Here is a 13,111-nt window from a genome sequence, read left to right on the forward strand (position 1 = left end):
TGTACGAAACACCTATAGGATGAGGATGCGGGACGCGCAACATGGCAAACACCAACAGTCTCAAAGGTCGCACCGCGGTGGTCACCGGTGGCAGCCGCGGCCTCGGACGAGCGATAGCCCGCAAGCTGGCCGATGCCGGATCAGCCGTCGTGATACTCGATTTGCCGGAGGCGCTGGCAAAGGCCGAGCTGCCATCGAACTGGACAACATTCGACATCGATCTTTCACGGCCGGATTGCGGTCAGGCGCTTGAAGCGATCGCAGACGAGGTTGGAGATGTTGATATCGTAATCGCCAATGCCGGAGTGGTGCCGCCCTGGCGTGGGATGCGCCAGCTTGACGCTGCCGAGTGGCAGACCGTGATGACCATCAATGTATGGGGTGTTGCGGCCACTCTTGGCGCCTTTGCCGCAGCGCTGGCCCGCTCGGATCATGGCAGCGCTGTCGTGATGGCATCCATCAATGGCTACAGGGCCCATCCAAAACAGGTCCTCTACACGACATCCAAGCATGCCGTGCTTGGGGTGATGCGCGCCGCAGCGCTCGACATGGGGGCCGACGGGACCCGGGTGAACGCGATAGCTCCGGGTCCGATCGCCACGGATGCCTTGATGGCGCGACTGGAAAGCCGGCACAGCAACGGCGGCCCCTCGCCAGATCAAGCCCTGGCGATCCTCGCCGCAGAGACCTCAACCGGCCGCCTTGCGACCGAGGATGATGTGGCCGAAGTGGCGTTGTGGTTGGCATCGGACGCTGCGGGTGGAATCACGGGCACCGTGGTGCCCGTGGAATCCGGTCTGGGCTGATCAGCCCAGAGGTTTCCAGCCATGGCTGGCAAGGATCGCGTGACTTGCGCGAATATCTTCGTCCGGATCGGAATTGGCATCCAGGGCATCGGTGATGATCTCCATCACGGTCGCGCCCCGATAGCCGATCTCCTGGAGTGCCTTGAATGACGGGCCCGGATCGACAATGCCCGTTCCGAGTCGCGCGTGCTTGAACTCTTCGGCGCCTGAATCGGATATGTGAACGTTCTTGAGCATGTCACCAAGCATATGGATGGCCGCAGCCGGATCTTCCTTGATGAAGACCGAGTTGCAGATATCGAAATTGATCCCGATCGACGGATCGATCAACTCGGCGGTTTCCTTCATGTCCTTCGCGGTCGGAAGGAAGGTGAAGGGAACGTTCTCTAGAAGCAGGGTCACGCCCGTACCTCTGGCATGGTCGACCAGCTTCTTCATGCCCTCGACGAACCAGTCCAGCATCCATTTCGTCGGCGGATTGATCAGGCTGTTGACCGGTCCCGGAATGGCGACAAGGTAAGGACATTTCCATTCCGCCGCGAGGTCGATGGCTTCCCGGTACCGGTCAAGCGTATACTCGCGCATCAACTTGTCGACACCGTTTGGATTGTTGTCGAGCAGGGGGTAGCAGAACGAGGTGAGACTGCAGCCTTCACCTTCCAGCCAATCGCTGTAGGAACGCCGCTCTGCGGCATCCATTTCGCGCGGCCAGCAGTGGGGAGGAAAAATCATCATCTCAAACTTGTCATAGCCCAGACCGCGCAAATGCTTCAGCGCGTCGAGGCCACCATGGGAATAGAGGAAGGGAAAGGTGCTGGCTGCAACGTCGGTACCGGACATAAAAATTTCCTTTTCGCTTGTCAGGCCTTGCCCGACATGTTCATTTGCGCACAAATGTTACTATACCGCACGAAGCGGATCATTCAACTCGAAATCCGGGAACCTCATGTCCAGTCTGCTGTTTTCACCGCTCACCATTGGCAAGCTCGAACTTGCCAATCGAATTGTGGTTGCGCCGATGTGCCAGTACATGGCCAGTGACGGCGTACCGGCAGACTGGCACCTGGTCCATCTGGGCCAGTTTGCGCAGTCCGGGCCAGGGTTGATCCTGGTTGAAGCCACCGGTGTCGAGGCCGAGGGGCGCATCACCCCTGCTTGCACCGGCCTTTATTCCGATGCCTCGGAAGCAGCCTTTGCCAGGATCATCGATTTCTGCCGCTCGGTTGGCGAGAGCAAGATCGGAATTCAGCTCAGCCATGCGGGGCGCAAGGGCAGCACGCGCAAACCCTGGGAGGGTGCAGGCCAGATCAGTCTCGCGGAGGGAGGGTGGAAAACAGGCGCTCCTTCGAACGAGCCCTATCTGGAGGGCTGGGAACCGCCTTCGGAAATCGATCAGGACGGCCTTGATCGCATAAAGGCGGCCTTTGTGGATGCCACACGGAGGGCAGCTCGCGCCGGCTTCGATCTCATCGAGGTGCATGCGGCGCACGGCTATCTGTTGCACCAGTTTCTCTCGCCGATCAGCAACCGCCGCAGGGATGCCTATGGCGGCTCTCTGGAAAACCGCATGAGGTTTCCGCTCGAGGTTTTCGATGCGGTGCGGCAAGCCTTTCCCGCCGAGCGGCCGGTTATCCTGAGACTGTCGGCCACGGACTGGATCGAGCGCGGCTGGGACCTGGTGCAATCGGTCGAGTTTGCCAAGGCGCTCAAAAATGCCGGATGCGAGATGATCCATGTGAGTTCGGGGGGACTCGATCAACGCCAGGAAATCATTGCCGGCCCGGGTTATCAGGTCCGGTTTGCCGACGAGATCAAACGACAGGCTGACATCGCCACTTTGGCGGTCGGGCAGATCAGCGAGCCGATGCAGGCGGAAACCATCCTGCTGAGCGGCCAGGCAGATGCCGTGGCTCTGGCTCGCGGCATGCTGTGGGACCCCCGCTGGGTGTGGCACGCCGCCAAGGAACTGGGCGCCGACGTTCAGCTCCCAGCCCCCTATGCCCGCTGCAATCCATCAATGCGCGGCAAGCCATTCATCACCAGGAGTTAGCAATGTCGCACGATCTTCACGGAAAGACGGTGATCGTTACCGGTGCCTCGAAGGGTATCGGAGCCGCAACCGCCAAGGCGATGGTTGACGCCGGCGCCAACGTCATCGCCCATTACGGCGGCGATCGCGCGGGGGCGGAAATCGCCCTGGCGGCGGCAGGGCCCGGGCAGGCTCACCTGCTGCAGGCCGATTTCAGTGACATGCACCAGGTCGAGCGGTTCTGGAGCGAGGCAATCGAGATTGCCGGCAAGATCGACGTGCTCGTCAACAATGCAGGCATCATGCGCCAATCCGGCGGCATCGCCGACCCGATCGAGCAATGGGACAAGGTCTGGCAGGAGGCGATGGCGGTCAACGTCCATGCACCGGCTCGGCTGATGCGTTTTGCTGTCCAGTCGTGGCTTGACGCGGGCTGTGGCGGAGCCGTCATCGGAATCGGGAGCTGGGTAAGCACGCGCGGATCGTCAAATCCCGGCGCAATTGCCTATGCAGCATCAAAGGCTGCAATCGCAGCGGCCACCAAGACGGTCGCCCGCAATCACGCAGCCGACGGAATTCTTGCCTATGTGATTGCGCCTGGTGTTGTGCGCACACGCATGTCTGAAGAGTCGGCGGCCCGCACCGGAGGCGAAGCCGCCGTCACCGCCACCCTGCCGATGGGGGAATGGGTTCCACCGGAAGAAATCGCGGATCTGGCGGTCTACCTGGCCCATGGGCGTGCCCGCCATCTCACCGGCAGCACCATCGACATCAACGGTGCGGCCTATATACGATGAGGAGGTCCGCGCTTCGTTCGCGCGGGCCTTCCGCACCGTGTTCCTGCCACGGAATGCGCCCGCTGGCGGCCTGCCTGCTACGAACCAGCCTCGATCCTGTCGACGATACGTTCAAGTTCGGCCATGAGTGGGACCATCTTGGCCACGCGTTCAGCGCCTTCCTTGCGAAGCGAGGCAAATGTCGTGATCGGAGCGCGCACATCACCGACCGGGTAACCCGCTGCCGCAGCCAGCGCCTTCGAGTAGCACTGATGCCCGTAGAGCGGATGGCCCTCCGTGATGATGGCGTCGAATTTCTTGATCACGCTTTGCACTGCCCAGACATCCTCCCAGCGCCCCTGCTCCGCCCACTCCACGAACTTGACCGAGGCTCTCGGAATGTAGTTGCCATAGGGGTTGACGTAACCGGTGGCGCCCATCTTGTAGCTTTCAAGCACACGCTGTCCCGCCCAGACATTCATCACCCCCTCGCTTGCAACGATGATGTCATGGACGCGCGCGGTGTCCTGACTGGCCTCCTTGATATAGCGGATCTGGCTGAACGCCTTGGTCAACCGGGCGACAAGCGATGCGGACATGTCGACGTTGGACGTGAACGGGTTGTTGTAGAGCATGATCGGGAGGTTTTGCGCTTCGCATATCGCCTTGTAATAGTTGAAGATCTCGTCTTCGGTCGGCGTGTAGTAGTAAGGCGGGATAATCATCAGTCCATCCGCACCGAGCGCCTCGGCCTCCTTGGAATAACGCACAGCGTTCGGAGTGTAGGCATTCATGGTCCCGACCAGCACCTTCATACGCCCGTTGACGTGTTTGACGGTTGCTTCGACAAAAGCGCTGCGCTCTTCGTCGGTGATCGTCAGAAATTCGCCAGTGGTGCCGAGAATGATGATGCCGGGAACACCACAGGCAACCTGCCAATCGAGAAAGCGCTCCCAGGCCGAATAGTCAATCGCTTCTCCACCCGGCGTGAAAGGCGTGATCGTAACCGTATAGCTGCCGGAAAAAGTCGTCGTCATTGGATGGTCCTCATGAGTCCCCGGAATGCCCGGGCTGGGTTGAAGGTTGGATATGAAAACTGATGTTCTCGTGATCGGCGGCGGTATCGCAGGGGCGGCGACCGCCTATTACCTGGCCACCGAAGGTGTCGATGTGACACTGGTGGAGGCCGATGATCTCAACACCCAGGCATCCGGTGCGAATGCCGGGTCGATTCACGTGCAGATCCAGCACCCCGAATTTGTCAGCCTGGGACCGGACTGGGCCCGAGCCTATGGCCCCACACTCCGGCTTCTGATCGAATCGCAACAGATGTGGCTGGGACTGGGCGCAGAACTTGGGGTGGATCTTGACGTCAGCCTGGGAGGCGGATTGCTCGTCGCCACAACACCGGAACAGATGCGGCAGATCGAGGCAAAGGCCAAGATCGAGCGCAGTTTCGGGGTTCCCATCGAGATCCTCGACAGGGACAGCTTGAGAATACTCGCGCCCTATCTCGCGGAGACCGCGATCGGTGCCGGGTTCTGCCCCATCGAGGGAAAGGCCAACCCGCTGAAAGCTACGCCGGCATTTGCGGCGGCTGCAGAACGCCGGGGCGCGAGCATGTTGACGCGGACCCGCATCCTCGGCCTTGAACCGACGTCCGGAGGATACCGCGTGAGGACCGGGGAGAGAACAATCAAGGCGCGCAGGATCGTCAACGCCGCCGGTGCAGCGGCCGCCGACATCGCGGCCATGCTCGGGATCCCGATTGCTCTGCAGGGCGTTCCGCTGCAGGTCACGGTCACCGAACCGGTGGCGCCGCTGATTCCGCATCTGGTCTATTCCGCAGCGGGCAAACTTTCGCTCAAGCAGGCCCACAACGGCAGCTGTCTGATTGGCGGCGGATGGCATGCCCGCCGGCTTGCCGACGGACGGCTGGTGACCAATCCGGCTCATCTTGCCGGCAACATGACCAATGCAGCCAACCTGGTGCCCACGCTCGGGCAGGCCCGGGCGGTTCGAAGCTGGACAGCGACTGTCAATGGAACGGAAGACTGGAGACCAATCATTGGCGAGGTGCCAGGCCATAAGGGTTTCTTTCTGTCGCTGTTTCCCTGGGTGGGCTTCTCGGCGGGCCCGATCACCGCAAGGCTGACGGCCGACATGATTCTCGGCCGCCAACCGCGATTGCCGCTCAACGGTGTTTCAGCGCTTTTCTGAGCGCCAAGGCACCAGCATCGCCAACATGCCTCAGACTGAACCGCTGCGCGCCTTCGCATCGCCGGCACGCTTTCGCTGCCACGCCCGCCAGGTCATTGCCCATGCTTTCGGATCCTCGAAGACGCTGCCGTCAACCTGTGCGATCGCCTGGTTGTGAGGAGCCGACTTGACCAGTTCGGGCGTCTCCCGGGCTTCCTGGACAATACGGGCGACGACACCGATCCACTGGTCAATGTCCTGTTTGGACCACAATTCCCCGGCTTCCGGCGTGAACGGTTCGGCAACGATCCAGGGCTCATGGCTCATCCACCAGGGATCGATGCCGTAGTCGGCCATGCGATTGGCGAAATCGGCGGTGCCGATTCCGGTCTCCTGAGCCAGCGGACCAAGTGACCAGCGGGTCATCTCCATGCGCCGCTTGCGGATGTGCGGATTGGATATCTCGATACCGGCAATCTCACCGAGCTTCTTGTCCATGTAGTTGTTGGCCACGACAGAGATGTCGGAGGCGATTGCGATCCCCTCTGCGCCCATCGCGCGGGCCCATGCATAGGCCTTCACGACCTGGGGAACGTTGCCCCAGAACTCACGGATCTTGCCGAGCGATTTCGGACGATCATTGTCGAGACGATAGGCGTCGCCCTGCTTCACCACAACCGGTGCCGGCAGATAAGGAGCAAATTCATCCGAGCACCCAAAGGCGCCAACTGCCGGGCCACCTCCACCCTTGGGGGCACCAAAGGTCTTGTGGAGCATGAACATGCAGGCGTCGAAACCGAGTTCACGGGCAGACAACTTGCTCATCACGCCATTGAAGTTTGCGTGATCGTAGAAGCACAGGGCGCCGGCCTCCTTGGCCAGGCGCACCCATTCCTTTATCTCCGGATTGTAGATGCCCATGTCGTCGGGATTGTTGATCATGAGAAGCGCGGTCTTGGGACCGATCGCAGCTTTCAGCGCTTCGATTGAAGGGTAGCCGTTTTCCTCGAGCGGCAGATTGATCACGGTAAAGCCGGCGGCCGCAGCCGTTGCCGGATTGCACGGATGCGCCTGGATCGAAGTCACCATCTCGGTGCGTTGCCCAAGCTCGCCCCGGTCGGCCCAGTAGGCGCGGGCGAGTGCCGCCATCGTATAGGCTGCGTCCGCGCCGCCGCCCGCCTGGAACACAAACTGGTCCATTCCCGAGAGGTTTTGCAGGATTCCATCGAAATCATGAATGATTTCAAGAACGCCTTGCAGGGTATCCGGGTGCTGATAGGGATGAACCTCGGCCAGTTCCGGTCGCAAGGTTGCCGCTTCTGCTGTCTTGGAATTGTACTTCATCGTGCAGGTGCCAAACAGGCTGATGCCCATCATGCCGAGCGTCATCTGAGACAGGTGGAGGTAGTGGCGCTGCGCCTCGAACTCGGTGATCTCGGGAAGTTCCGGCCTGTCCTTGCGCTGCATCGCTGCGGGGATCTCGGCCACCTCAATTTCCTGCTCGGGCGCGGGAAACAGCTGCCCGCGGGCGCCGGGGCGTCCCAGCTCCATGACTACCGGTTCATCCCAACGGGGGGCGTGATAGTTTGGCAGTTTCATTGGCAAATCTCCTTCACTGCATCGGCAAGTCGGCGGATATCGGCGGCGCTGTGGACTTCCGTCACGCAGTAAAGTGCTGCCTGCCCCAAACCGTGCCCCTCGCCTGAAATGTCCTTTCCACCAAAGATGCCGCGCGCCCTCAGCGCGTCATTGACGGCTTCAACCGTCTTTCCGGTGTCATCGAAATTGACCACAAACTCCTTGAAGCCTGTCTCGGGCCAGACTGCCTTCACGCCCGGGATCTCGTTCAACAACCGGGCTGCATATCGGGCCCGCGACAGGATGAGGGTCCCGACCTCGCGGAATCCTTGCGGCCCAAGCAGGCTCATGTAGACCGCACCGGCGATGGCCCAGAGATAGGTGGAATTGCCGGTCCAGTCCTTGCCATGCTCGCGCGAGCCATAGGAATTCTGGTGTGAGGCGGCGAGGCCGAAACCCACCTGGCCGGGTTCGGCCGTGGGGGCGATGGAAACAAGAAACCCGTTGTATTCCCGGACATAGCGCTCTTCGTCACGAGAAGCGATGAAACCTCCGACCCCGCCACCACAATGCATGTGCACGCCAAGGGGCTGAACCGGACCGGTGACGATATCGGCGCCATAGTCCCCCGGAGCCATCATCACGCCGAGGCTTATGGGGTCCACGCCGACAATCGTTTCCGCGCCGGCTTCGCGTGCAAGCCGCGCTATCTCGGCGGCACCGTTCTCGATCGTTCCGAGATAGGCGGGATTCTCGAAATAGACAGCGGCAACATCCGGGCCCAGTTTCGATTTCAGGTCACTGATTGACAATCGTCCGCTGGTCGGATCGGCCGCGACGGTCACCACCTCGATGTGGCTTTCCATTTCGCTGGGCTGACAGTAGGTCCTGATCACAGAGAGCCTCTCAGGGTCTGACAGAACAGGAAGCAGCACCTTGCGCCGGCCCGTCAGCCTGGTGGCCATTCGTATGGCGTGGCCTATCGCGCAGCCCCAGGAGTAGACCGGCAACTGCACGACATCGAGATTGAGCAAAGCACCCAGCTGGCTCGAGAATTCGAACCAGGCCTGGTTGCGACCGTGGTCGGACTGGTATGAGCCCCAGACATTTGTGGCAAACTCGGTCCGGCCGACGATCTCATCGACAACGGCGGGAACATGGTGCTGCCAAACGCCCGCGCCGAGAAAGCTCAGATTGGTCTCGCAATCCTCGTTCTTGCGCAGCTTGGACACGAGATCCCGCTTCAGCTCCATTTCCGAGCCCAGCGCGGGAGGCAGATCAAGTGGCGCCTTGCGAAAGTGGTCGGCGGGAATCTGCTCGAAAACGGAGGCCACATCCTTAACCCCGATTTCGTCAAGCATCTGCTGCAGCGCTCCCGGCGCCGATAGAGCCATCCATGGATGGGCACGCTGTTCGATAGTCATGGAATTTTCACCTCACCTGCAATTTTCGTACAAAGGTTCGCACAACGCACGAATTGTTTCAACTCGCAACGACACGCATCATCATGAATCTGCCCTTGTCCGTCTGCACACGGATGAACCCGGCCAACTCCTGATCGAGATCCGGATCGCCTGTATCGACGAACAACGCGGCAGCGGAAAGAGTAGAGAGCTTGTCTTCCGTCGCCAGAACCCTGAGCCCTTCGCGTCCTGCGCGGCGTATGACGTCAGCGCTGATTTGCTGGTTGCCTCTGCCCAGCAAGAAGCCCTGCTGACCCGTCACTCCAAGCACGATGCGTACCGGCCGGTCATCGAGGAATGATTCAATCCGGGGTGCCGTCGCGTCCTGAACAAGACATTCACCGTCTCTGAACACATCCACACCGAGAAGCGTCGGCTCATGACCGAGAGCCCTTGCGAAAGCTCCGGCGCTGCTGCCGGGGCCAACGATGTAGAGAGCGCCAGGCTCGCAAGCCCGTGCACATTCGTGTGCGGCAGCGGCAAGAGCCGCCGCCGAATCGCGGCGCGGCCCACCCTTGGCAGCCTGCATCCGGTTTGCCACCACCGGAACCCGCGCGAGACCATAGAGACGCGGCGCAAGGCGTCCAGCACGCAAGGCCACTTCATCAATGTCCATGACTTCCGCCTCATCCGTCCAGCCGGCCCTGCCATTGCCTTCGACAAGATCAGCGAGGATGTGCCCAGCGCTCTCCGGAGACACTGCGAAGACACCCGAGTGCATCTTCACCCCACAGGGAATTCCGAGCATGCCCGCCCCGCTGGAAAGCGCTCCGGCAACATCACGGGCTGTCCCGTCACCGCCGGCAAAGACGACCATGTCCACCGCACCCAGCACCGCAATCGCCTCACGTGTGTCGCGCGCGGTACCGGTTGGTGGGCCTGCGGACACAACGTCAAGATCAAGTCCGAGATCACTCGCCCAACACTCACCGAGGCTTCCGGCAGCAACCCTCAGCCTGGCCCGAGGGCATCGTTTTGCAAGAATTGCCAAGGCCCTGCGCGCCCGCGGTCCGGACTGGGCCTCGGCCCCGCGGCGCAAGGCTTCGGCGACCGCATCGGGACCATCCGTTCCCTTGAGTCCGACGGTGCCCCCCATACCCGCGATCGGATTGACAATCACGCCGATCTGCATGTTTCGCCGTTACTATGCGACATCACCAGCGCTCCAGAACCCGCACAGATGTTTGCCAATGGAGAAAACCTTCATCAATCGCCATCCAACGCTGAAATCTGCCTTGCCACAAGGCAACATATCGAACTTTTGTTTATTATGCGCACTTTTCTGCTTGACGCAACGCCATCGAGGCGCACCATTGGCCACAGGCATGCAAATGCGCCGGCAACCGACCAGGATTGGAGAGCCACGTGATCAAATTCTTCTACAACGGGGCCCCAAATCCGCTGAAAATTGCCCTCTTCCTCGAAGAGACAGGGATGAGCTACGAGGCCATACCCGTGGACACGAAACGCGGCGATCAGCACAGCGACAGCTTTCGCGCGATCAACCCGAACTCCAAGGTGCCGGCGATCGTCGATGGCGACACCGCAATCTTCGACAGCAATGCGATCCTGCTCTATCTGGCTGAAAAGGCGGACCAGTTTCTGACAAGTGAGCCCGAGAAAAACCGGGGGCAACTTCTTTCATGGCTCATGTTCGTGGCCTCCGGGATCGGACCCTATTCCGGACAAGCGGTTCATTTCCGCCACTTCGCGCCGGGTGAAAACGAGTATGCGCGCGAGCGGTATGCACATGAGGCGCGACGACACTGGCAAATCATCGAAAACCGGCTGAAGCTCTCGCCTTACATGCTGGGCGAGGATTACTCGATCGTGGACATGTCGGTGTGGGGGTGGGCAAGCAGGATCCCTTTCATGATGGGGGAGGATGCCATGGCGGATTACCCTTCGATCGCGCGGCTCATGACCGAAATCAATGCGCGCCCTGCAGCAGCCCGCGCGATGGCGCTGCCTGATCGTCACTCTTTCAAACAGGCCTTCGACGAAGACGCGATCCGCAATCTCTACCCGCATATCCACGCCATCAGGCAAAGCCAGTGACACCGCTCCTTCCGGTGGGGCGAGTGCCGACGCCCGTACCCGTTCATGCCGCACTCACCCGCGGCGCCGATCTTGCCGAAGCTGAATGGGTTCTACCGACGCTGGCATGCCTGGGCATGTCGGGTGCGCTCTTGCCTCTTGTCCCGCGCCAGTCACAAACACATGTCCCGGGCGGGTGTTCCGGATGAACAAGCCGCCGCCTGTCGATTGGCCCGAAAGCGTCTGGCGAACAGCCGTGTCGCGCGTGCGCGCGGGGCGCCGACTGGCGCCCGATCACTGGCCGGACAACGCCCGGTGTGCGCTCGCCCTGTCCTTTGACTGCGACCATGAAACCGCCGAGCTTGGCGCGGGAGGGCAGGCCGTCGGCCGACTTGGGTGGGCCGAGTTCGGACGCCGGGTCGGCGTGCCGCGCATTCTCAACCTGCTGACACACTACTCTGCTTCGGCCAGTTTCTTCATTCCTGCCGTCGCTGCCTTGATCGACCCTGATGAACCGCGCCGCATTGCCGCCGAAGGGCACGAGGTCGGTGTCCACGGCTGGATTCACGAGAACACCTCGACCCTCGACGCGGCTACGGAGAAAGCCATGTTGGTGCGCAGCCGCGACACGCTTGAGCAAATCACCGGGCAGCGACCAACCGGGCATCGAGCAGCCCATTGGGACCTGAGCGAGAACACCATTCGACTGGTTGCCGAACTGGGGTTCGCCTACGACAGCTCAATGATGGCGGACGAGGACTGCTACGAGCTGGTTCTGGACGGGACAGCCTCGGGAGTGGTCGAGATCCCCGTCGATTGGGTGCGCGATGACGCGGTCTATCTGTCCTTCAACAGGACTCCACCGGCACGACCCTACGCTTCACCTGAACAGGTTCGAGACATCTTCATTCGGGAGTTCGATGCCGCATTCGACGAAGGCGGCCTCTGCCAGCTCGTGATGCACCCGTTCGTGATCGGATACAGGTCACGTATCTGGATCCTGGAGGAAATCCTGCGCCATGCCAGGGCCCGCGGGCCGGTCTGGATCGCATCCCACGACGCCGTGGCGCAGCACGTCAAGGACAGTTGCCCCGTAAAGTAAAACCGGGACGGTCAGGCCGTCTTGCGCGTTGCGCAACTGCAACCCGAGAAGACAAGGCCCTGCCCGCCGGGGCGCGCAACCGTGCACGCAGTCACGGATCGGGGCACGGAAGTAGATCTGGCACGCTCTCCACAATTACCGAGAAACAGGATTGACATGAGCCGGATTCTACAAGAGGCTAGATTATCGCACAAATGTTCGTTTAGCGCACAAGTGCGAAATCGCCTGCTACGGAGCACGTAGCCAGGAAGACACCACTTGGCCCGAAACGGGCATTCATATGGGAGAAGATGTCACATGCTCAGAAGAACTCTGCTCACTAGCATTGCCGGTCTGGCAATTGCCGCTGCAACGGTGACGACGGTCCAGGCCCGAAGCCTTGATGACATTCTGGCTGACGGCAAGATCCGCATCGGCATCAACCCGAACTTCCCCAACATGAGCGTGCGCAACAGCGCGGGCGAATGGGAAGGTTTCGACATCGAGATCGGCAAGGCCCTGGCCGCAGCCATCGGCGTGGAAGTTGAATGGGTGCCGACAGAAACTCCGCAGCGGGTACCGTTCCTCGTCTCGGACCGCATCGACATGTCGCTTGGCGCCCTGACCCGAAATACCGAGCGCGCCAAACTGATCGACTACACCGTTCCGCTGCACACCGAAGTTCTTGCTGTGCTGACCACCGAAAACGTCGAGGGCAACAACTGGAAGGACTTCGACCGGGACGGAATGACACTGGCAAACATGCGCGGCAACTGGACGGTCGACTGGACCGCGGAAAACATGCCGACCGCAAACGTTGAGCTTGTCGACACGCTCGCAGACACGGTGCGAATGGTCGCACAGGGCCGCGCCGATGCAATCGTCGAGAACATCGACTTCTACATGGCCTTCACCAAGAACTACCCTGACGTGAAATGGCGCGTTGTCGATGATCCGATCTTTGTCGCCTACTGCGCCATCGGCGTCAGCCAGGGCAATGACAACCTCACCGAGGTCCTCAACATCGCCCTCTACAACCTGCATTCGGAGGGCACTGTGAACGCGACCTGGGAGAAGTTCTACGGAGCCCCAATGCTGCGCGCAGTCATGCCAAACCCCTACTTCTGATAGGAAACCGGCGT

Annotated in this window: 12 protein-coding genes; 7 read left to right on the forward strand and 5 right to left on the reverse strand. The window is 60.9% G+C overall.

Translation table 11 applies throughout. The annotated features are described in order from the left end of the window. The first annotated feature begins 41 nt into the window (after positions 1–41). The gene (locus tag SPHINGO391_RS20735) at positions 42–806 is read left to right on the forward strand and encodes an SDR family oxidoreductase (RefSeq protein WP_152010624.1); all 765 of its coding nucleotides are present in this window, start codon (positions 42–44) and stop codon (positions 804–806) included. Here the strand turns inward: SPHINGO391_RS20735 and SPHINGO391_RS20740 are convergent, their stop codons facing one another. Further along, positions 807–1,646: a sugar phosphate isomerase/epimerase family protein gene (locus SPHINGO391_RS20740; RefSeq protein ID WP_152010625.1), complete on the reverse strand. Its 840-nt coding sequence runs from the start codon at positions 1,644–1,646 to the stop codon at positions 807–809. Between the two features lie 106 nt (positions 1,647–1,752). On the opposite strand from SPHINGO391_RS20740, the gene SPHINGO391_RS20745 reads away from it, so the two are divergent. Both SPHINGO391_RS20745 and SPHINGO391_RS20750 read left to right on the forward strand, forming a co-directional pair. After that, a complete protein-coding gene (locus SPHINGO391_RS20745; RefSeq protein WP_152010626.1) occupies positions 1,753–2,856 on the forward strand; it encodes an NADH:flavin oxidoreductase/NADH oxidase in 1,104 nt (367 codons plus the stop codon). Positions 2,857–2,858: 2 nt separating this feature from the next. Next, positions 2,859–3,632, forward strand: coding sequence for an SDR family oxidoreductase (locus tag SPHINGO391_RS20750; RefSeq protein WP_152010627.1), 774 nt, complete (start codon positions 2,859–2,861; stop codon positions 3,630–3,632). Positions 3,633–3,709: 77 nt separating this feature from the next. Here SPHINGO391_RS20750 and SPHINGO391_RS20755 read toward each other — a convergent pair whose 3' ends face one another. Continuing rightward, the gene (locus tag SPHINGO391_RS20755; RefSeq protein WP_152010628.1) at positions 3,710–4,648 is read right to left on the reverse strand and encodes a dihydrodipicolinate synthase family protein; all 939 of its coding nucleotides are present in this window, start codon (positions 4,646–4,648) and stop codon (positions 3,710–3,712) included. Between the two features lie 52 nt (positions 4,649–4,700). On the opposite strand from SPHINGO391_RS20755, the gene SPHINGO391_RS20760 reads away from it, so the two are divergent. Then, positions 4,701–5,831, forward strand: a complete 1,131-nt coding sequence (locus SPHINGO391_RS20760) for an FAD-binding oxidoreductase (RefSeq protein WP_152010629.1) — start codon at positions 4,701–4,703, stop codon at positions 5,829–5,831. 30 nt (positions 5,832–5,861) lie between these two features. Here the strand turns inward: SPHINGO391_RS20760 and gcvPB are convergent, their stop codons facing one another. From gcvPB to SPHINGO391_RS20775, 3 genes are read right to left on the reverse strand one after another with little or no spacing between them, the layout of a single operon-like run. Further along, entirely contained in the window at positions 5,862–7,409 is a 1,548-nt protein-coding gene (gene gcvPB / locus SPHINGO391_RS20765) for an aminomethyl-transferring glycine dehydrogenase subunit GcvPB (protein WP_152010630.1), read from the reverse strand. Beyond that, complete coding sequence (gcvPA, locus tag SPHINGO391_RS20770) at positions 7,406–8,812, reverse strand: aminomethyl-transferring glycine dehydrogenase subunit GcvPA (protein ID WP_210385805.1); 1,407 nt, start codon at positions 8,810–8,812, stop codon at positions 7,406–7,408. The genes gcvPB and gcvPA overlap by 4 nt, the downstream gene beginning before the upstream one ends. 58 nt (positions 8,813–8,870) lie before the next feature. Continuing rightward, a complete protein-coding gene (locus tag SPHINGO391_RS20775) occupies positions 8,871–9,983 on the reverse strand; it encodes an NAD(+)/NADH kinase (protein ID WP_152010631.1) in 1,113 nt (370 codons plus the stop codon). 233 nt (positions 9,984–10,216) lie between these two features. Here SPHINGO391_RS20775 and SPHINGO391_RS20780 point away from each other — a divergent pair, with 233 nt between their 5' ends. The 3 genes from SPHINGO391_RS20780 to SPHINGO391_RS20790 all read left to right on the forward strand — a co-directional run bounded on the left by SPHINGO391_RS20780 (position 10,217) and on the right by SPHINGO391_RS20790 (position 13,097). Further along, complete coding sequence (locus SPHINGO391_RS20780) at positions 10,217–10,909, forward strand: glutathione S-transferase N-terminal domain-containing protein (RefSeq protein WP_152010632.1); 693 nt, start codon at positions 10,217–10,219, stop codon at positions 10,907–10,909. Between the two features lie 184 nt (positions 10,910–11,093). Further along, a complete protein-coding gene (locus tag SPHINGO391_RS20785) occupies positions 11,094–11,990 on the forward strand; it encodes a polysaccharide deacetylase (RefSeq protein WP_152010633.1) in 897 nt (298 codons plus the stop codon). Between the two features lie 297 nt (positions 11,991–12,287). After that, positions 12,288–13,097, forward strand: coding sequence for a transporter substrate-binding domain-containing protein (locus SPHINGO391_RS20790; RefSeq protein WP_152010634.1), 810 nt, complete (start codon positions 12,288–12,290; stop codon positions 13,095–13,097). Positions 13,098–13,111 lie beyond the last annotated feature (14 nt).

The organism is Hoeflea sp. EC-HK425, assembly GCF_902498795.1.
In the GTDB taxonomy this organism is placed as follows: domain Bacteria; phylum Pseudomonadota; class Alphaproteobacteria; order Rhizobiales; family Rhizobiaceae; genus Hoeflea; species Hoeflea alexandrii.